The following is an 18,312-nucleotide window of genomic DNA, read 5'->3' on the forward strand; positions in this document are numbered from 1 at the left end:
GGTCTTCACCGGCCGATCAGCCGACCTCCTTGAGGATCCGCTCGACCGAGCCCACGCTCTTCTGGAGATCCGCGAGGCGCCCGTCGAGTTCGGTGAGTTTGCGTTCGGTCTCTTCCTGCGCCTGGACGGCTTTCTCGGCGAGCCTGCGGTATTCCTGCTCGCGCGCGAGCGCGCCCCTGGCCCGGACGGTCGCGCCGAACTGCCAGACGACCACCGTGATCACCACGGTGAGGAACACGAAGATGCCGATCACCCCGGCGACCTCCTGCCATTGATGCCACTTCACGGTCGTTCCCCCTCATCGCCCGGTGCCGGTGTGCTCAGCGTCGGCGCCGCGGCGGCGATGGTGTCCGGGCTCAGCTCGACCAGGAACGGTGTCACCTCGTAGAACTTCATCGCTTTCCCGTCCTCCGAAAGCTCCAGGGTGGCCGACACGAGCCCGGCCGCCTCCAGTTTGCGCAGGTGGAGCTGCAGGAGTGCCCGGCTGATGCCGAGCTCCCGCGCCAGTTGGCTCACGTACGCGCGCTCCGCGCGGAGCGCCGCGACGATCCGCAACCGGTGCGGATTCGACAGTGCCCCCAGCAGCCGCAGCAGCTCGTCGCCGGAGGGTCCGGTGGCGGTCATGCCGAGCTCCTGCACATGCCAAAGAAATCTAGCAGGTGCTGGTTCGATCTACCAGGTGTTCCATCCAGACGTTCGGCTCCACGTAGACGCCGACGTCCTGTGCCGAGGAGGCGAGCACCGGTGCGATACCGCCCGGCACGGCCGTGAGACCGTCGCGGAGTTCGACACCGGTCCACGCCTTCCACTGCGCGAAGGTGCCCGTGACCGTCATCGCGAACGGTGCCACTTTCACGAATCGGGCGCCGAGCCGTTCGTGCGTGCGCAGCCACGGATCTTCGGGCAGCCCGTCCCGGCGACGGCGAGCCACATAGTCCTCAAAGGACAGTTCGGGTTCATTCTCCTTCCCCGCCGGGCGAACCGGCACCACGAGGTTGCGCATCCCGGTTTCCGAGGCACGTGTTTTCAGTGCTTTCAAAGCTTTTGTGGCCAGGCCGCCACCACGGCGGCCTGGCTCGACCATCACTTCGAGGGCGATCAGAGTGTTCGTCTCACGGGCGCTCATCAGGTCTTCCGCGGCCCAGATCAGGGCGGCGTCCCAGCCGTGGTCCGGCAGTTCCGGACGGTCGGCCGTCGGGAAACCGACCGGGACGGCGGCTGTTCTCGCCACCGGGACGCCGTCTTCCAGCAGCACGAGGAAGTATTCCGGCCAGCGCGCGGCCAAGTGGGACGATTTCGCCAGCAGGCCCGTCAGGTCGTGCTGGAGGAACTCGCCTCCGACGCCGCCGAGGCCGAGCGCGGGCTCGCGCAGCTCAGGCCGGGTGGCCAGGTCTTCGATCACGATCATGTCCTCAGTAGACCCGAGGACACGCGTTTCTCACGAGGTGGTTTTCGGTACCGGCTAGCGCACGGGCAGCGCGCGGCGCCGTCCGGTGATCCCGGTGGTGTTGAGGTTGGCGCGCTCTCCGGCGGAATGACCGTCGAGGTAGCCGCTGCCGGACAGCCGCCTCGGCGGTGCCGAGCGCAGATCGCCGTACTGCTCGTCGTATGCCTGCTTGACCATCGCCGTCCGGTCCTGGATCACCAGTTCGGCGGAGCGGTGGCCGGCGGCGGTGGTGTGGGTGCGGGCCGCGGTGTCTTCACTGTTGCGGAGTCGTTCGTAGACCGCGCCGGAGAACCCGTGCAGCCAAGTCCGCCGGTACGCGGCCAGTGATTCGCCCATGAACACCCGGTTCTCCGGGCGGACCCTGGTCAGTTGCGTGGTCGCCTGCAACAGCAGGCTCGTGTACAGCAGTTCGGTCCGTTCCAGATCGGAGCGGAAGCCGAACACGGTCACCGCGGTGACCGACTGGCCGAGCCGGTGCAGCAGGGCCCGGCAGCGCAGGGGATGCGCGATGTTCGTGAGCAGCCCCGCCTTGTCGCGGCTGTACGGATTGTCGAGCGGGATCATGATCTGGGTGATCTCGTCGGCGGTCGCCCCGGAGGCGGCCAGCAGTGCTTGATCGATGCCGTACCGGGCGATCAGTTCGGCGGCCTTGGTGTTGTACGACTCTGCTTCGGCCTCGGTGACCGCCGGGTCCTCCGCCTTCGCGAGAAGTTTCCGGACGCGTGCGAGCAGCGTGTCATGGTCGGGCATGGCCCCCCTTCCTGATTGGGTTGGAGCGGATCAACCTAGGAGAGAGGTCCGACAATATTCGGGCAAGATCTCCGGATCCCGGCAAGGGGGTGCTATGTCGGTCGAGGTGTCGGTGGTCGGTTCGGGTCCGAACGGGCTCGCGGCGGCGGTCCTGCTGGTCAGGGCGGGCCTGTCGGTCGAGGTTCACGAGGCGGCGGACGAGATCGGCGGAGGGACGCGCACGGCTCCGCTGTTCGACGACGACGTCCTGCACGACATCTGCGCCACCGGGCATCCGATGGCCGCGGCGTCCCCGTTCTTCCGCTGGTTCGGCCTCGCCGAGCACGGTGTCGACCTCCTGCGGCCGGAGATCGCGTACGCACACCCGATCGACGGTAACCGGGCCGGACTCGCCTATGAAGATCTCGACCGGACCTGTGACGTCCTTGGTACGGACGGACTCCGGTGGCGCCGCTTGCTGGGACCGCTGGCCGGGAACAGCCGCGAACTGACCGATCTCCTGCTCGGCGACCTTCGCCATCCGCCCCGTGATCCCCGGATCGCCGCCCTGCTCCCGGCTCGGATCGCGACGCTCGCGGCCGGACTGGAGCGTCGCTTGTTCACCGGTCAGGAGGCGCCCGCGCTGCTTTCCGGCGTCTCCGCGCATGTGATGGGCCGTCAGCCTTCGCTCGCCGCGGCGGGGGCGACTCTGCTGCTCAGCCACCTCGCGCACTCGACGGGCTGGCCGATCGCCCGAGGCGGAAGCCAGACCATCACCGAGGCCCTCGCCGCCGACGTCCGCGCGCACGGCGGGCGGATCCACACCGGCAGCCGGATCACCGATCTGCGGCAACTGGCGAAGTCGCGGACGGTGATCCTCGACATCGCCCCGCGCGGATTCCTCGACATCGCCCGCGATCTGATGCCGCCGCGATACCGGAAGGCGCTGGAGTCCTACCGCTACGGACCCGGCGCGGCGAAGGTCGATTTCCTGGTGTCCGAACCGATTCCGTGGGCGGTGCCGGAGGTCGGCAAGGCGGGCACCGTCCACCTCGGAGGCACGCGCGACGCGGTGTACGCGGCCGAGAACGCCATCGCGCGCGGAGGAGATCCGGAAGACCGCTTCGTGCTCGTGTCGGATCCGATGGCGATCGATCCGTCGCGCGGGCTGCCGGGCAAGCGGCCGGTGTGGGCGTATTGCCATGTGCCGCACGGGGATCCGCGAGACGTCACCGAGATCGTCCGACGGCGGATCGAACGGTTCGCGCCCGGGTTCTCCGACACGATCCTGGCGAGCCGGTGCGTCACCGCACCGGAACTCGAGGCGTACAACGCGAACTACCCCGGCGGTGACGTCGCCGCCGGGGCGGTGAACCTGCGGCAGGTGCTCGGACGGCCGGTCGTGCGGTGGAATCCGCACAAGACCCCGCTCGGCGGCGTCTTCCTGTGCTCGGCCGCGACCGCGCCAGGGCCGGGCGTGCACGGAATGGGCGGCTGGCACGCCGCGAAATCCTTACTGGGCAAGGACTTCGAGCGCGTAATTCATGATCCGCGAGGCCGGACGAGGCCGGTTTCGTAGGCGACCACCACGGCTTGGGCACGGCTCGAAATCCCGAGTTTGGTCATGAGCCGGTTCAGATGCGTCTTCACCGTGGCCTCGCTGACCAGCAGACTCCGGCCGATGTCGGCGTTCGGCATGCCGGTGCCGACGAAACGCAGCACCTCGAGTTCGCGTTCGGTCAGCCCGGCCAGCGCGGGCGGGGCGGACGGTTGTTCCGGCGGGCCTTGGGTGAAGGCTTCGACCAGCCGCCGGGTGATGGTCGGGCCGAACAACATGTCGCCGCGCGCGACCGCGTGGATCCCGGCGATCAGCGTCTCCGGCGGACTGTCCTTGAGAAGAAAGCCCGCCGCGCCCGCGCGCAACGCGGTGTAGACGTACTCGTCGAGGTCGAAGACCGTCAGCATGAGCACGCTCGGCTTGTCCGGCCCGGCATGCGCGAGGATCCGCTCGGTCGCCTTGACACCGTCGAGTTCGGGCAGCCGGATGTCCATCAGGATCACGTCCGGACGCAGTTCACGCGCCTTCTCGACGGCCTCGAGCCCGTCTCGCGCTTCGCCCGCGACGTGCACGTCGGGAACCGCGCCGAGCAGGGCGACGAAGCCCGCCCGGACGAGATCCTGGTCGTCGACCACCAGCACACTGGTCACCGGGCTCGCTCCTGCGGAAGATAGGGAAGGGTCAGTTCGATCGCGAAACCGCCTGATCCGGCCGGTCCCATTTCTATCGAACCACCGTACATTCTCGCTCGTTCACGCATTCCGATGAGGCCTTGCCCCGCCGGATTGGGCGGTGGTGTCTCCTCGGAAGCGGAATTACCGACGCGGAGTACGAGCGCTTCCTCGCCGTATTCGAGGACGAGTTCCGCACACGCCTTCTCCGCGTGTTTCAGTACATTCGTAAGCGCTTCTTGAGCGATACGGTAGGTGCACAGTTGCTGTCCCGGCGGAAGTCGTCGTGGTTCGCCGATCGTGCGCGTCTCCACCGTGAGGCCGGCTTCACGAACCCGGGTGACCAGCGCGGGAAGGTCGGCGAGGCCGGGCTGAGGGCGGTATTCGTGGGGCTCGCGCCGCGGCGGGCGCAGCACTCCGAGCAGGCGCCGCAGTTCGTCGAGCGCTTCCGTCGTGGTCCCGGCGATGGTGTCCAGCGCGGTGCGCGCGGTGTCGGGGGAGGACTCGAAGACGTAGCGTGCCAGGTTCGCCTGCACCGAGATCACCGAAATGTGGTGGGACACGACGTCGTGCAGCTCGTGCGCGATGCGGATGCGTTCCTCGACCACGGCCTGTTCCGCTTCGAGCCGGATCTCCCGTTCCGCGCGGACGGCGCGCTCGACCATCCGGTCCGCGCGGACGTAGCCGAGCCGTCCGACGATGATCGTGCCCACGCACTGCGCGATCAGGCGGGTCGTGTCGACCACGAAGGACGGCACTTCGCCGAGGATGAGCCCCAGCTCGAAAAGGACGACCCACACGATGGTCGGCGCCACCGCCTTCGCGGGCGGATAGCGCGCCCACACCGTGTACGCCGCGATGAAGGCCGCGGGTTCGCCCAAAGTGGCCCGGTAGCCCAGCGCGGTGTAGACGGTCATGACCGAAACCGAGGCGAGCAGGACCGCGATCGGATGACGGCGCCGCACGACCAGCGGGAGTGCGATGAGGACCGCGAGGGCGACGACCCCGGGTTCGACCGGGTCGCCGAACGAGCCGCCGCGAGGTGCCGCGCCCAGCGCGAGGAGGGTGGCCGAGGCCGCCGTGATCAGGCAGTCGAGAAGCAGCGGCCGTGCGCGGAGGAGCTGAAAGGGCTGAGCGAGGGACGGCACTTACGAAAACTACCGCCGCAGCGTTAACGCGCCCAATTCCTGCAACCATCGCGGTATTCGCCCGCCGATATACCGCCAAGGTTTACCCCGGCCTCCGACTCGCGGGGATTCCGCTCGGTGATCTGTCCGGTTACCGTCGGAACAGGATGGACATTTCCATTCCCCCGACTCGGCGAAGAGGATGATCTGCCCCGGGTAAGAGGGCCTTCGGGAGGGGATATCCGGAACGGGCCGCCTCTTCGCCGAGCTTCAGCCAAGGTAGGCGTCAAGGGTGACGGCCAGCGCCCTTTCCGGCGACGGCGCGAAGCTGGCGCCCGCCAGCCCGCCCCAGAGCCACAACTGGGCGAGGCCGTGCAAGGACGCCCACAGCGAGGACGCGAGCAGTCGCGGATCGGTCGTGGGATGCCAGTCGCCGTTCTGCACCTCGGCGACCAGCGCGGCGAAGAAGTCGAAAACCGCGCTGCTCACCCGCGTGAGTTCGGGATCGTCCGGATCGATGAGGTCGCGTCGGAACATCAGCTCGAACATCGCCGGATGCGCCAGCGCGAAGTCGAGATATCCGTGGCAGGCCGCGATGAGCCGCTCGCGCGGGGTCCCGGCGGGCAGGCCGTCGCCGCGGTCGAGCAGTTCGGTGTAGCCGCGGGTGGCGACCGCCGACAGCAGGGCTGCGCGGCCGGAGAAATGCCGTAAGGGCGCGCCGTGCGAGACGCCGGCGGCCTTGGCGATCCCGCGCAGCGTCACCGCGCCGACGCCCTCTTCGGCCAGCAGGTTCGCCGCGGTGTCGATCAGGCGGGTTCGGGCGCCCACGACCGGGTCTCCTCGAGGACGGGCAGGAGTTCCGGGCGCTTCGGCAGGAAGCCGTCGCCCGGCTGGCGGCCGCTGAGCCGGTTGCGGAAACGGCTGACCGCGACCGGGAGGACCTCCCGCGTCAACCAGTTCAGATCCGCGCGGAGGCCGGGGCGTCCCGCCGAACCGGGGAGCGGTTCGAGCCAGGCCGGGTCGTGAGTGACGCCGAGTTTGCCGAGCACGTGCCCGGCGAGGCGGCGGTGGCCCTGCTCGGACAGATGCAGCCGATCCGGGCCGAAGTAGCGGGAATCGTGCGCGGCGTGGTCCGGCCAGAGGTCGACGAGCGTCGCGCCGTAGCTGACGGACGCTTCCCGGACGGCGTCGTTCAGCGCGGTGAGGCGCGGGCGCATCCGGTGGCCCATCGGCATGCGGTGCGAGATGTCGCTGAGGGTGAAGGTCACGACGTTCGGCGCGATCTCGGTGCAGGCGCGGATGGCCGTGTCGACGCGGCGCGCGACCGTGCGCGCGTCCCAGCCGCGGCTCATCACGTCGTTGCCGCCGCCGAACAACGCGATCAGGTCCGGCTGGAGCCTGCTCGCCGACTCGGTCTGCTCGGCGTGGATCTGGTCGAGCCTGCGCCCGCGGACCGCGAGGTTCGCGTAGCGGAAACCGGGCTCGTCCTCGGCGAGGCGTGCCGCGACGAAGTCCGCCCAGCCCCGGTAGAAGCCACCCGACGGATGCGGATCGGCCAGCCCTTCGGCGCAGCTGTCGCCGAGCGCGACGAAACGTTGGTAGCCCATCCAGATCTCCGTAACCGCGAGTTCACCTTGTAGACACTGTCTATCAAACTTATGTAGACGCTGTCTACTCAGCGGCCGAGGCGAGCCCGATGGGTGAAGGCGACCGCGCGACGCGGGTCTTCGTCCGGGAGTGCGCGGCAGAGCGCGTCGACGACTTCCAGGTCGTCGGCACCGCAGGAGGTCTCCCAGTATGTCCAGAGCGCCGTCGCGTCCCCGCTGTCGAGCACCACCCGCCGGACCGACGCGGTGACGGACTCTCGCTCTTCGCGGACGGCGGGCGCCTCCGACTCGGCCAGCAGCGGCCCATGGAAGGCCGTGGCTGCACCGGCGACGTCACCCCGCCTGAGCGCCGCGCGGACCCGCAGGAAGTCGGCGTCCACCTCGGCCGAAAGCCGATACGGGCGCGTCTGCACGATGTCCGATCCGAGTTGGGTCCGCAGCCGGTGGATCTCCGCGCGCACGGTCACCGGGTTGCCGCTCTCGCCATAGAGCAGCAGTGCCAGCCGTTCCGCCGAGAGTCCGTCGGGATGGAGAGCGAGCAAGGTGAGGATTTCCGCGTGCCGCAAGGTGAACGGCACCTCGCGACCGTCCACTGTGGTCGATGGCGGGCCGTCGGTGAGAAACTCCAGCGCGAGCCTGGGGCGCCTCGACGGCGACCGGTGGCGCAGTCGCAGCAAATAGCCCTCGCTCAACGGCTCCACCGTGCCGAGTCGCCCGTCGGGCAGGGTGACCGCGCCGCCTCCAGGTCGGATGTCCACAGTAGAGGGAAGGTCGCCGCACGACTCCGCGGCCAGCACGCGTCCCTTCGCCGACAGCAGGGCTCCTGGCGCGCCGCGTAGCGCTTCCAGGTGAGTCATGTTCGCGACCCGCAGCCGCTCGTCCCGCATCGCGAGCCGCGCTCGCAGCTGGCCTTCGGCGAGTTGTGCGGCCGCCGTGACCAGCGCGAGCATCGCGGGATGCACCGTCCGCAGCGGGCCGCTGACGTCGATCGACCCGAGCAGCGCGCCCGTCTCCGGATCGCGCACGGGCGCCGCCGCGCAGGTCCAGCCGTGATAGGTCCGCACCAGATGCTCGGCCGAGTAGATCTGCACCGGTTCCCCGGTGGCGAGCGTGGTGCCCATCGCGTTCGTCCCGATGACGTCCTCGCTCCAGCGCGTGCCCTCGGCGAGCATCACGCCGTCCGCGCGCCGCAGGACCGCCGCAGCGCCCTCGCGCCACAGGATGTGCCCGGCCGCGTCGGTCACGATCATCATGTGCTCGGCGTCGTCGGCGATGCTCACGAGCGTCTGCCGCAGGATGGGCAGCACCGGCGCCAGCGGATGCTCGTCCCGCAGCCCGGTCAGCTCGCCGGAGTCGTAGACGAGCGGGGCGACGCCGGTGTCCGGGTCGACCCGCGCGGCGAGCGAGCGATTCCACGACGCCGACACGATCGACCTGGGGGAACGCGGTCCCGGAACACCGGAGAGGACTGCGTCGTGGACGTCTTTCAGTAGCCGCGCGTACGCCTGGGGGTCACGCGGCGACGCTTCACCTCCGGGCAGCTCCGCCACGTCTCCGAGGATAGGTGACCGGGCTCACTTCGTTGCAACGCTCGTGCAACCCCACCCGGCCTACGTTCGCCGCCATCCGCCACCCCTAGCGATGAGGCAGGAAAGATGGCCAAGTACGCGGCACCGAACACCGAAGGCAGCGTCGTCAGCTACGAGTCCCGCTACGACCACTACATCGGAGGCGAGTACGTAGCGCCCGCGAGCGGCCAGTACTTCGAGAACCCGACCCCGGTGACCGGGCAGGTGTTCACCGAGATCGCCCGCGGCACCGCCGTCGACGTCGACCGCGCGCTCGACGCGGCCGAAGGCGCGGCCGCGGCCTGGGGCCGGACGTCGGTGGACGAGCGGTCGAACGTCCTGCTCCGGATCGCCGACCGGATGGAACAGAACCTCGAGGCGATCGCCGTCGCCGAATCGTGGGAGAACGGCAAGCCGGTCCGCGAGACGCTCGCCGCCGACATCCCCCTCGCGATCGACCACTTCCGCTACTTCGCCGGCGCGCTGCGAGCCCAGGAGGGCGGTATCTCGCAGATCGACGACAACACCGTGGCGTACCACTTCCACGAACCGCTCGGCGTCGTCGGCCAGATCATCCCGTGGAACTTCCCGCTGCTGATGGCGGTCTGGAAGCTCGCGCCCGCGCTCGCCGCAGGCAACGCGATCGTGCTCAAACCCGCCGAGCAGACCCCGGCGTCGATCCACCTGCTGATGTCGCTCATCGGCGACCTGATCCCGCCGGGTGTGCTGAACATCGTCAACGGCTTCGGCGTCGAGGCGGGCAAACCGCTCGCGTCGAGCAACCGCGTGCGGAAGGTCGCGTTCACCGGCGAGACCACCACCGGACGGCTGATCCTGCAGTACGCCAGCGAGAACATCATCCCGGTCACCGTCGAACTCGGCGGCAAGAGCCCGAACATCTTCTTCGACGACGTCGCCGCGGCCAACGACGCCTTCTACGACAAGGCGCAGGAGGGTTTCGCGCTCTTCGCGCTGAACCAGGGCGAAGTCTGCACCTGCCCGTCGCGCGCGCTGATCCAGTCCGGCATCTACGACCGGTTCCTCGGCGACGCCGTCGAGCGGGTCAAGAAGATCAAGCAGGGACACCCGCTCGACACCGAAACGCAGATCGGCGCGCAGGCCTCCAACGACCAGCTGGAGAAGATCCTTTCCTACATCGACATCGGGGTGAAGGAAGGCGCGAAGATCCTCACCGGCGGCGAGCGCAGCGACCTCGGCGGCGAACTGTCCGGCGGCTACTACGTGCAGCCGACGGTGTTCGAGGGCGACAACAAGATGCGGATCTTCCAGGAGGAGATCTTCGGCCCGGTCGTCTCGGTGGCGAGGTTCGACGACTACGCCGACGCGCTGAAGATCGCCAACGACACGCTGTACGGCCTCGGCGCCGGTGTCTGGTCCCGCGACGGCAACACCGCCTACCGCGCGGGCCGCGACATCCAGGCGGGCCGGGTGTGGGTCAACAACTACCACGCGTACCCGGCGCACGCGGCCTTCGGCGGCTACAAGGCGTCCGGCATCGGGCGCGAGAACCACAAGATGATGCTGGATCACTACCAGCAGACGAAGAACATGCTCGTGTCCTATTCGGACAGTGCGCTCGGGTTCTTCTGATGACCGGGCGGGTCGCGTTGACACCGGCCGCCGCGGAGCTGCTGCGGCGGCTGGTGTCGCTCCACGGGCCGGTGATGTTCCACCAGTCCGGCGGATGCTGCGACGGAAGCGCGCCCATGTGTTACCCGGCGGGCGAATTCCGCACCGGGGTGTCCGACGTCCGCCTCGGCGACCTGGTCGTCGAGGGGATCGAGGACGTCCCGGTGTGGATGTCGGGACCACAGTTCGAGTACTGGAAGCACACGCATCTGACCATCGACGTCGTGCCCGGCAGGGGGAGCGGGTTCTCGCTGGAAGCGCCCGAAGGCGTGCGTTTCCTGACCCGCTCGAGGTTGCTTGAGTAAACGAACGATCGTGCTATCTTCGGGGTTGTGAGCACACTCGAAGTGAACGAGGTCTTCGTCGGGCGGCCGTCCGTACTCGGGGTGAAGCGCGACATCCCGGTGTACAGCGCCATCGCGAAGTCGCGTGTCGACGCGTCGTCACTGAAGCTGGACGAGATCAACTTGGCCGGTGACGACCAGGCGGATCGCACGGTCCACGGCGGGGTCGACAAAGCCGTTTACGTCTATCCGGCGACGCACTACGCGGCCTGGTCGGAGCAGGGCTTCGCGGTGGTGGCCGGCGACTTCGGGGAGAACGCGTCGGTGGTGGGCGCCGACGAGCACGACGTCCGCGTCGGTGACGTCTGGGCCTGGGGAGACGCGCTGGTCCAGGTCTCGCAGCCGCGGACGCCGTGTTTCAAGCTCGCGATGAAGACCGGGCGCAAGGACGTCATCCCGGCGATGATCGATTCCGGCCGGAGCGGCTGGTACCTGCGGGTGCTGCGGACGGGTGAGGTCCCGACCTCGGGCCGGATGACGCTCGAAGAACGAGATCCGGCGAGTCCGACGATCGCCGAGGTGTACGTCGCTTCGTTCACCAACGTCGCCCAGCTGGACGACGATCGCCGCGTCGCGTACTGGGCGCTGCTGGACCGGGTGCTGGCGGCGCCGTCGCTCTCCCGGCAGTACCGTGACGGCCTGGAATCGGCGAAACGGCGGCGGGAGGAACGGGATGCCGGTTGACGGCCGGGTTGCCCGCGGCGACGCGACGAGGCGGATCGTGCTGCGGCGCGCCGTCGACATCGCCTCCGTCGAAGGGCTCGACGGCCTGTCCCTCGGCAGACTCGCGACCGAGCTGGAACTGAGCAAATCCGGGGTCTTCGCGTTGTTCGGTTCCAAGGAGGAACTGCAGCTCGCGGCGGTCGAGACGGCGAGCGCGATCTTCGCCGAGAACGTCATCCGGCCGACACTGGAGGTCGAGCAGGGGATCGCCAGGCTGCGCGCGCTGTGCGCGAACTGGCTGGACTACTCGGAACGCCGGGTGTTCCCGGGCGGCTGCTTCTTCTTCAACGCCGGCGCCGAATTCGACGCGCGGACCGGCCGGGTCCACGACGCGGTGGCGAACGCGAGCCGGGGATTCGCCGAGTTCATCCGGGCGACCGCCGTCGAGGCGAGGAAGACGGGGCACCTTCGCGAGTCCGTCGACGTGGCGCGGCTGGCCTTCGAACTGCACGCCCTCGGCCGGGCCGCGAACGCGGACTCGGTGATGTTCGGCGGCACCGAGCCCTACACGCTGGCCCGCGCCGCCATCACCGCCCGTCTCGACGCCGCAGCGGTGACATGAAAGGCCCGTTACTTGCAAATTTCGCAAGTAACGGGCCTTTCCTGTCACGTGAGCGGGGCTACTTCCAGTCGACCTGAGTGGACCGGTAGAAGTCGATGCCCTGCTGAACCCACCGCGGGCTCTGCTTCGCCAGCCGGAGCCGGTAGGCGTCCCACGTCCGGGAATCCTTCGGCGACCAGCCGATCTCGGCGTAACCCGGCAACCTCGGGAACGCCATGAACTCGATGTGCTCACTGGTCACGAGCGTTTCCGACCACAGCGGCGCCTCGACACCGATGACGTTCTTCTCCGTCACGCCCTGCAGGTACGTCGCCGGATCCCAGTCGTAACCGGTCTTGACCTCGATCAGCCCGGCCCAGGCCAGCCCGAGCGGCGTCTGCGGGTGGTACTTCATGTCCATGTAGGCCTTGTTGGCGGGCGACATCAGGATCTTGTTGCCCCGGGCCGCCGCCGCGGCGACGTTCGCGTCGGTGCCGGTCGTGCCCCAGAACTGCGGGACGGCCGAAAGCGGCGGGGTCGTCTTCGCGATGTCGTGCCAGCCGGTGATCGTCTTGCCGTACTTCGCGACGATCGGCTGCACCTTCTTGGCGAAGGTCTGGTAATCCTCCGGAGTGGTCGCGTGCGCCTCGTCGCCCCCGATGTTGAGGTACTTGCCGGGGGTGATCGCGGCCAGTTCGCGGAGGACGTCGTCGACGAACTTGTAGGTGATGTCGCTCTTGATGCACAGCGAGCTGTAGCCGACCTCGATGTCCGTGCGCGGCGGCACCGCGACGCCGTCGCAGTTCAGTTCGGCGTAGGAGTGCTGGGCCGCGTTGGTGTGCCCGGGCATGTCGATCTCGGGAACGATCGTGATGTGCCGCGAAGCCGCGTAGCGCACCAGGTCCTTGTACTGCTCTTGGGTGTAGTAGCCGCCAGGAGCGCCGCCGACGGCGGTCTGCCCGCCCACGGTCGCCAGCTTCGGCCAGCTCTTGATCTCGATCCGCCAGCCCTGGTCGTCGCTCAGGTGCAGGTGGAGCGTGTTGATCTTGTACTGCGCGATCTGGTCGATGTACAGCTTGACCTGCTCCGGCTTGAAGAAATGCCGGGCGACGTCGAGCATCGCGCTGCGGTAGCCGAAGCGCGGGTAGTCGAGCACGGTGCCGCCCGAAACCACCCACGAACGCTTCTGGACGGTCTTCGCTTCGATCGCCGACGGGAGCAGTTGTCGCAGCGTCTGCACGCCGGAGAACAGGCCCTTGTCGGTGTTCGCCTTCAGGGTCACGCCCGAGGAAGACACCTTGAGCTGGTACCCCTCGGTGCCGACCCGGCCGCTCGCGTGGCCGGTTTCGAGCGAGATGGCGGGGCCGCCGCCGCGGTGGCCGGTGACGACGGGCAGCCGGTAGCCGGTGGCGGGCCGGAGCAGCCCGGCCAGGTACTCGGCGACCTGCTTGCCGTCGCGATCGGCGCGGATGACGGTCCCGGGGCCGAGCCGGAAGTTCGCACGGGGATCCGGTTTCGCGTCGACCGGCGCGGGGACGACGTCGGTGACGGTCCGTTCGGCCTTCGCGTGCTGTGCCGCGCTCGCCGTCGCGGGCAGGCCGAAGGTCACGAGACCCAGGACGGCCACACCGAGCACGGTTGTGGACAGGCGTTTACTCATGGAGCACCTCCGGTCGGGGAACTGGAGACTCTCTTCCTTTAGAGGTATAGACCAATAGGGCAAACGGGACAACACCCGATCGGACTAGGACGGCGTACCGATCACCGGTCATTCGCCGCGCAGAACCGCTTTCAAGGCATCGAGAACGCTCGCGTCCTCGATCGTCGAGGGCACCTGCTCGTCGCGGCCGTCGGCTATTCCGCGCATGGTCTTGCGCAGGATCTTCCCGGATCGCGTCTTCGGCAGCGCGTCCACAATGGACACGTCACGGAACGCGGCCACCGGGCCGATGTCACGCCGGACCAGCGCGACCAATTCGGCCTTGAGCGTTTCGGCGTCGGTGTCGACGCCGGACTTCAGCACCACGAATCCGCGCGGAAGCTGCCCCTTGAGCTGGTCGCGGACGCCGATCACCGCGCATTCGGCGACGGCGGGATGGGAGGCCAGCACGGCCTCCATCGAACCGGTCGAAAGCCGGTGGCCCGCGACGTTGATGACGTCGTCGGTGCGGCCCATGACGAACAGATAGCCGTCTTCGTCGACGTATCCGGAGTCACCCGTCAGGTAGTGGCCTTCGTACCGCGAAAGATACGCCTCGCGATACCGCTCGTCGTCCTGCCACAGCGTGGGCAGCGATCCCGGCGGAAGCGGAAGCTTGATGGCGATCGCGCCTTCCTGCCCGGCCGGAAGCGGATCGCCCGACTGGTCCAGGATCCGTACGTCCCAGCCCGGCACCGGTTTCGTCGCGGAACCGGGTTTGACCGGCATCGGTTCCAGCCCGCGCGGATTCGCCGCGATCGGCCAGCCGGTCTCGGTCTGCCACCAGTGGTCGATCACCGGCACGCCGAGTTTCTCGTGTGCCCAGTGATACGTCTCCGGATCGAGCCGTTCACCCGCCATGAACAGGGTCTCGAACCCGCCGAGCTGGTATTTCTTCGTTTCGTTCGCGTCCGGGTCGACCTTCTTGATCGCCCGCAACGCCGTCGGCGCGGTGAACAGCGCCTTCACCCCGTGGTCGGCGATGACCCGCCAGAACGCTCCCGCGTCCGGGGTATTGACCGGTTTGCCCTCGAACATGAGCGTCGTGGCCCCGATGAGGAGCGGGGCGTAAACGATGTAGGAATGGCCGACGACCCAGCCGACGTCGGAAGCCGTCCACCACACGTCACCGGGGTGGATGTCGTAGATCGCGCCCATCGACCAGGCCAGCGCGACCGCGTGCCCGCCGGTGTCGCGCACGACTCCCTTCGGCTTCCCCGTGGTGCCGGAGGTGTACAGGATGTACAGCGGATCGGTCGCCGCGACCGGCACCGGATCGGCGGGGGAGGCCTTCGCAACCAGTTCGGCCCAGTCGGCGTCGCGCTCGCCCAGTTCGGCGCGGGCACGCTCGCGCTGCAGCACCACGACCTTGTCCGGCTGATGGGCGGTGCCCGCGAGCGCCTCGTCGATGATCGGTTTGTACTCGACGACCCGTGCCGGTTCGATCCCGCACGACGCGGCCACGATCACCTTCGGTTTGGCGTCCTCGATCCGCGCCGCCAGTTCCTTGGGCGCGAACCCGCCGAACACCACCGAATGCACCGCGCCGAGCCGGGCGCACGCGAGCATCGCGACCGCGGCCTCGGGGACCATCGGCATGTAGACGATGACGCGGTCGCCCTTCCCGACGCCGAGCGAGGCGAGCGCGCCGGCGAACCGGGCGACGTTGTCCAGCAGCTCCGCGTAGGTGAACCGGCGTACCGAATCGGTGACCGGGGAATCCCAGATCAGCGCGGTCTGCCCGCCGCGGCCGTCCCGGACGTGCCTGTCGAGCGCGTTGAACGCCGTGTTCAGCTCCCCGTCCGGGAACCAGCGGTAGAAGGGCGCCTTCGACACGTCGAGGGCTCGCGTCGGCGGACGGGTCCAGTCGATCGCCTGTGCGGCTTCGAGCCAAAAACCCTCCGGGTCTTCGAGGCTCCGCTGGTACGACTCGGCGTACATCGAAAGCTCCTTCGCACTCGGGTACCGGACCCATCATGTCCCGGCCGTCACGCGATCGCCCGGTCATCTGGAGACACGGGATATAACCCGGCAACCCCTCGGCCCGGTAGAGCGTCCTAAGCTGAACTAGGGAAAAACCGCCGGAAACGGCCGAATCAGCGAGGGGAGCAGGGCCATGGGGCTAGCGAGCGCGCTGCTTTCGTTCGCGCACAGCCTGTTCGGGCCAGGGATCTGGCCAGGGGACTGGGTGTGGGCGACGAGCACCGCGGGAGCGCTGGTCGCGCTACTGCCCGCACTGGGAGCGATGATCGTCGCGATCATCCGCAAAGGCACCGGCAACCGCTACGACGTGGTGACCCTGTCCGTCTTCGGCGGGATCGGCGTCGTCGCGGTCTTCCTGCTGCCCTGGGTGCTGGCCACCGGCCTTTCGCAGGTCTACCAGGAGGCCGCCTCGACGAAGTCGGGCGGTGAATCCGGGTTCAGCTCCAGCGACCTGGCGACGTTCACCTCCGACCAGAGCCCGCTGATCGGCAAGCAGAGCGTGTACCTCGGCGGCGGCCAGAACGTCTACGAGGTGCTGTTCTACCCGAACGGCATGCAGCTCTCGTACATCGTCTACCTGATCCTGCTGGTCGGGTTGCCCGCGCTGTCGCTGCTGTTCGTCATGCTGCAGGCGCGCACAGCGTTCCGCCGCGGACCGAAGTGGCCTTCGCGCTTCTTCTGGATCCCGTTCGTGCTGATGGTGCTGGCGAGCGTCGGCATGGGCGCGAACACCGCCGTGCACTTCTGGCTCGGTTTCCTGCCGCTCAGTGTGCTGGGCCTGATCCCGGTCGCGCTGGTCGGCCCGCCGCCGTGGTCGGTGATCAACCGGCCGGACCCGCAGCCCCGGCAGAAGATCGAGCCGTACCGCCCGGAGCCGCCCGCCCCGAAGCCGCAGCAGCAGTTGCCGCCCCCGCCGCCGCCCAAGCAGTACCCGGCGACGGCGCTCGCGCAGGCGCCCGAACCGCCCGCCCTGGCCGCTGTGCCTGGTCCGGTCCCGGCCCCTCCTGGGTCCCGCAACTCCGGCGGCGGCCGCTACAAGCGCGTCCGACGGCTCGGCCACGGTGGCTTCGGCACCGTGTGGGAAGCGGTCGACACCCAGCTCAACCGCACGGTCGCGCTGAAGATCGCGCACGCGCCGGACCGTGACACCGAGGAGCGGATGCAGCGCGAAGCCAGGGCTCTGGCCGTCGTGAACCATCCCAACTGCGTCCGCGTGTACGACCTCGTCGAGGAGCCGGACGGGCTCGCGCTGGTCATGGAGTACCTCGAAGGCAAGTCGCTTGCCGAGATCGTCGACTCGCAGGGTCCGCTCGACGACATCGCCGCCGGGCGCCTCTGGTCGACCATGGCGGGCGCGCTCGCCGCGGCGCACGAGAAGGGTGTGCTGCACCGCGACCTCAAGCCGTCGAACATCATCCTCGACCGCAACGGGCTCGCCCATCTCATCGACTTCGGCATCGCCCGCAGTCAGGGCGACTCGAAGATGACCGCGACCGGGATGATGATCGGCACGCCGGATTTCGTCGCTCCCGAGCAGGCGATGGGCTCCCCGGCGAGCCCGGCTTCGGACGCCTGGCAGCTCGCCGCGACGGTCAGCTACGCGCTGTCGGGCCAGCCTCCCCGCGGTACCCGGGAGACCCCGATGGCCGCGCTGATGGCCGCCGCCCGCGCCGAACCGGTCTCGAAGCTGCCGAACCGCAGCGCCCACGCCCGGATCCTCATCGCGTCGCTCGACCAGGAGCCCCGCCGCCGCCCGACGCTCACCGCCGTGCGCCGCGACGTCGAAGGCTGGCTGGCCCGCGCCGGCAAGTCGCCGGACGGCCCGGTGACCCAGATCGTGCAGCGCCGCCCTCCGCAGCATCCGCCGCAACCCCAGCCCCACCAGCAACCGCAGGCCCAACGCCACCCGCGCTGACCTGCGAAAAGAGAGCAAGGGACCTTTGCTGGCGTTCGTTAGTGTGCTAACGAACGCCAGCAAAGGTCCCTTGCTCTTTCAGTCGATGATGACCCAGGTCCCGTCGCGCCACGCCATGGTGAACGTCTTGGGGTCACTGTCCATGATCGTCGCCTTCGGCGCGATCGCCGTGGGCGGGACGGTCACCTGGTCAGGCCCCTTGCTCCGCACCTTCGCGGGATCGACCCGGGCGGCTTTCAGGTTCTTCAGATCCTCGGGCGTGAACATCTCGAACAGCATCGGGGTGAGGCTGCGGCACTCCTTGATCCCGCCGTCGTAGGCGGGCGCCGAAATCCGGCAGACGGTTTCCAGGTTCTTGGCGCCCAGCGCGTGGTGGAACTCCTCCATCACGCTCGCGGCGCCGACCGGCGTGTGCGCCACCGGGCCACCGGTGGCGGGTTTGGTGACCGGCGAAGCGGTCGCCGAAGCCGCTGAAGGCCGTGAAGCGGTCGTAGCGGGAGCGCTCGAACTGCTGCTCGTCGGCGCGGTCGAGGTGCCCGGAACCGCCGAAGGCTGCGGAGACGCGCTCCCGGCCGTCTGTTCCTCGCACCCCACGAGCAGGAACAGGGCCGCGGCCGCGAAGGTCGTGGCGAGCGGTCGGATCGTCATGGTGCCCCCTGTCGAAGTGCTGCTGACCGGGGAAGAGTAACAACTAGGCCCTGAGTGTCACAGGCAAAGGAAGAAATCCGACCTTGACGGGCGACATGCCCG

General features: G+C 68.8%; 19 protein-coding genes. 7 read left to right on the forward strand and 12 right to left on the reverse strand.

What is annotated here, in order from left to right; genetic code table 11:
- Positions 1–16 precede the first annotated feature (16 nt).
- The 4 genes from ACLJPX_RS13580 to ACLJPX_RS13595 are packed head-to-tail and all read right to left on the reverse strand — an operon-like array spanning position 17 to position 2,197.
- Positions 17–286 carry a hypothetical protein gene (locus tag ACLJPX_RS13580; protein WP_101610659.1) on the reverse strand — a complete coding sequence of 90 codons (270 nt, stop codon included), beginning with the start codon at positions 284–286 and terminating at the stop codon, positions 17–19.
- A complete protein-coding gene (locus tag ACLJPX_RS13585; protein WP_410600388.1) occupies positions 283–624 on the reverse strand; it encodes an ArsR/SmtB family transcription factor in 342 nt (113 codons plus the stop codon). Before ACLJPX_RS13585 ends, ACLJPX_RS13580 begins: the two co-directional genes overlap by 4 nt.
- A 28-nt stretch (positions 625–652) precedes the next feature.
- Positions 653–1,408, reverse strand: a complete 756-nt coding sequence (locus ACLJPX_RS13590; RefSeq protein WP_410600389.1) for a GNAT family N-acetyltransferase — start codon at positions 1,406–1,408, stop codon at positions 653–655.
- A gap of 54 nt (positions 1,409–1,462) precedes the next feature.
- Positions 1,463–2,197, reverse strand: coding sequence for a DUF2786 domain-containing protein (locus tag ACLJPX_RS13595; RefSeq protein WP_101610657.1), 735 nt, complete (start codon positions 2,195–2,197; stop codon positions 1,463–1,465).
- 94 nt (positions 2,198–2,291) lie between these two features.
- On the opposite strand from ACLJPX_RS13595, the gene ACLJPX_RS13600 reads away from it, so the two are divergent.
- Positions 2,292–3,755 (forward strand): phytoene desaturase family protein, encoded by a 1,464-nt coding sequence (locus ACLJPX_RS13600; RefSeq protein WP_410600390.1) that lies wholly within the window; start codon positions 2,292–2,294, stop codon positions 3,753–3,755.
- Here ACLJPX_RS13600 and ACLJPX_RS13605 read toward each other — a convergent pair.
- The 5 genes from ACLJPX_RS13605 to ACLJPX_RS13625 form a co-directional block, all read right to left on the reverse strand.
- On the reverse strand, positions 3,719–4,384 hold the full coding sequence (locus ACLJPX_RS13605) for a response regulator (RefSeq protein ID WP_410600391.1): 666 nt from the start codon (positions 4,382–4,384) through the stop codon (positions 3,719–3,721). The genes ACLJPX_RS13600 and ACLJPX_RS13605 overlap by 37 nt on opposite strands.
- Positions 4,381–5,553 (reverse strand): sensor histidine kinase, encoded by a 1,173-nt coding sequence (locus ACLJPX_RS13610; protein ID WP_410600392.1) that lies wholly within the window; start codon positions 5,551–5,553, stop codon positions 4,381–4,383. Before ACLJPX_RS13610 ends, ACLJPX_RS13605 begins: the two co-directional genes overlap by 4 nt.
- Positions 5,554–5,802: 249 nt before the next feature.
- The gene (locus ACLJPX_RS13615) at positions 5,803–6,360 is read right to left on the reverse strand and encodes a TetR/AcrR family transcriptional regulator (RefSeq protein ID WP_101610653.1); all 558 of its coding nucleotides are present in this window, start codon (positions 6,358–6,360) and stop codon (positions 5,803–5,805) included.
- Positions 6,339–7,139: an SGNH/GDSL hydrolase family protein gene (locus tag ACLJPX_RS13620; protein ID WP_410600393.1), complete on the reverse strand. Its 801-nt coding sequence runs from the start codon at positions 7,137–7,139 to the stop codon at positions 6,339–6,341. Before ACLJPX_RS13620 ends, ACLJPX_RS13615 begins: the two co-directional genes overlap by 22 nt.
- 68 nt (positions 7,140–7,207) lie before the next feature.
- Positions 7,208–8,689 carry a GAF domain-containing protein gene (locus tag ACLJPX_RS13625; RefSeq protein WP_410600394.1) on the reverse strand — a complete coding sequence of 494 codons (1,482 nt, stop codon included), beginning with the start codon at positions 8,687–8,689 and terminating at the stop codon, positions 7,208–7,210.
- Positions 8,690–8,794: 105 nt separating this feature from the next.
- Between ACLJPX_RS13625 and ACLJPX_RS13630 the strand changes: the two genes are divergently transcribed.
- The 4 genes from ACLJPX_RS13630 to ACLJPX_RS13645 are packed head-to-tail and all read left to right on the forward strand — an operon-like array spanning position 8,795 to position 11,986.
- A complete protein-coding gene (locus ACLJPX_RS13630; protein WP_410600395.1) occupies positions 8,795–10,318 on the forward strand; it encodes an aldehyde dehydrogenase family protein in 1,524 nt (507 codons plus the stop codon).
- Complete coding sequence (locus tag ACLJPX_RS13635) at positions 10,318–10,662, forward strand: DUF779 domain-containing protein (protein ID WP_410600396.1); 345 nt, start codon at positions 10,318–10,320, stop codon at positions 10,660–10,662. Before ACLJPX_RS13630 ends, ACLJPX_RS13635 begins: the two co-directional genes overlap by 1 nt.
- Positions 10,663–10,689: 27 nt before the next feature.
- Complete coding sequence (locus ACLJPX_RS13640; protein ID WP_410600397.1) at positions 10,690–11,385, forward strand: MOSC domain-containing protein; 696 nt, start codon at positions 10,690–10,692, stop codon at positions 11,383–11,385.
- Positions 11,375–11,986, forward strand: a complete 612-nt coding sequence (locus tag ACLJPX_RS13645; protein WP_410600398.1) for a TetR/AcrR family transcriptional regulator — start codon at positions 11,375–11,377, stop codon at positions 11,984–11,986. The genes ACLJPX_RS13640 and ACLJPX_RS13645 overlap by 11 nt, the downstream gene beginning before the upstream one ends.
- Positions 11,987–12,044: 58 nt before the next feature.
- Here ACLJPX_RS13645 and ACLJPX_RS13650 read toward each other — a convergent pair whose 3' ends face one another.
- Together ACLJPX_RS13650 and ACLJPX_RS13655 are read right to left on the reverse strand one after the other, a co-directional pair.
- The gene (locus ACLJPX_RS13650; protein ID WP_410600399.1) at positions 12,045–13,625 is read right to left on the reverse strand and encodes a beta-N-acetylhexosaminidase; all 1,581 of its coding nucleotides are present in this window, start codon (positions 13,623–13,625) and stop codon (positions 12,045–12,047) included.
- Positions 13,626–13,733: 108 nt separating this feature from the next.
- Positions 13,734–15,605, reverse strand: coding sequence for a propionyl-CoA synthetase (locus ACLJPX_RS13655; protein WP_410600400.1), 1,872 nt, complete (start codon positions 15,603–15,605; stop codon positions 13,734–13,736).
- A 175-nt stretch (positions 15,606–15,780) separates the two neighbouring features.
- Between ACLJPX_RS13655 and ACLJPX_RS13660 the strand changes: the two genes are divergently transcribed.
- A complete protein-coding gene (locus ACLJPX_RS13660; protein ID WP_410600401.1) occupies positions 15,781–17,562 on the forward strand; it encodes a serine/threonine-protein kinase in 1,782 nt (593 codons plus the stop codon).
- Positions 17,563–17,640: 78 nt separating this feature from the next.
- Here the strand turns inward: ACLJPX_RS13660 and ACLJPX_RS13665 are convergent, their stop codons facing one another.
- The gene (locus ACLJPX_RS13665; RefSeq protein ID WP_410600402.1) at positions 17,641–17,982 is read right to left on the reverse strand and encodes a hypothetical protein; all 342 of its coding nucleotides are present in this window, start codon (positions 17,980–17,982) and stop codon (positions 17,641–17,643) included.
- 22 nt (positions 17,983–18,004) lie between these two features.
- On the opposite strand from ACLJPX_RS13665, the gene ACLJPX_RS13670 reads away from it, so the two are divergent.
- Complete coding sequence (locus tag ACLJPX_RS13670) at positions 18,005–18,250, forward strand: hypothetical protein (protein ID WP_101610642.1); 246 nt, start codon at positions 18,005–18,007, stop codon at positions 18,248–18,250.
- The last annotated feature ends 62 nt before the right edge of the window (positions 18,251–18,312 follow it).

The sequence above is a fragment of the Amycolatopsis sp. lyj-90 genome, assembly GCF_046549035.1.
In the GTDB taxonomy this organism is placed as follows: domain Bacteria; phylum Actinomycetota; class Actinomycetes; order Mycobacteriales; family Pseudonocardiaceae; genus Amycolatopsis.

What these genes read in the sequence shown, in the direction of transcription:
- ACLJPX_RS13585 (WP_410600388.1), bottom strand. Translation starts at nt 624, where the DNA reads ATGACCGCCACCGGACCCTCCGGCGACGAGCTGCTGCGGCTGCTGGGG.
- ACLJPX_RS13590 (WP_410600389.1), bottom strand. Translation starts at nt 1,408, where the DNA reads ATGATCGTGATCGAAGACCTGGCCACCCGGCCTGAGCTGCGCGAGCCC.
- ACLJPX_RS13595 (WP_101610657.1), bottom strand. Translation starts at nt 2,197, where the DNA reads ATGCCCGACCATGACACGCTGCTCGCACGCGTCCGGAAACTTCTCGCG.
- ACLJPX_RS13600 (WP_410600390.1), top strand. Translation starts at nt 2,292, where the DNA reads ATGTCGGTCGAGGTGTCGGTGGTCGGTTCGGGTCCGAACGGGCTCGCG.
- ACLJPX_RS13620 (WP_410600393.1), bottom strand. Translation starts at nt 7,139, where the DNA reads ATGGGCTACCAACGTTTCGTCGCGCTCGGCGACAGCTGCGCCGAAGGG.
- ACLJPX_RS13630 (WP_410600395.1), top strand. Translation starts at nt 8,795, where the DNA reads ATGGCCAAGTACGCGGCACCGAACACCGAAGGCAGCGTCGTCAGCTAC.
- ACLJPX_RS13635 (WP_410600396.1), top strand. Translation starts at nt 10,318, where the DNA reads ATGACCGGGCGGGTCGCGTTGACACCGGCCGCCGCGGAGCTGCTGCGG.
- ACLJPX_RS13645 (WP_410600398.1), top strand. Translation starts at nt 11,375, where the DNA reads ATGCCGGTTGACGGCCGGGTTGCCCGCGGCGACGCGACGAGGCGGATC.
- ACLJPX_RS13650 (WP_410600399.1), bottom strand. Translation starts at nt 13,625, where the DNA reads ATGAGTAAACGCCTGTCCACAACCGTGCTCGGTGTGGCCGTCCTGGGT.
- ACLJPX_RS13655 (WP_410600400.1), bottom strand. Translation starts at nt 15,605, where the DNA reads ATGTACGCCGAGTCGTACCAGCGGAGCCTCGAAGACCCGGAGGGTTTT.
- ACLJPX_RS13660 (WP_410600401.1), top strand. Translation starts at nt 15,781, where the DNA reads ATGGGGCTAGCGAGCGCGCTGCTTTCGTTCGCGCACAGCCTGTTCGGG.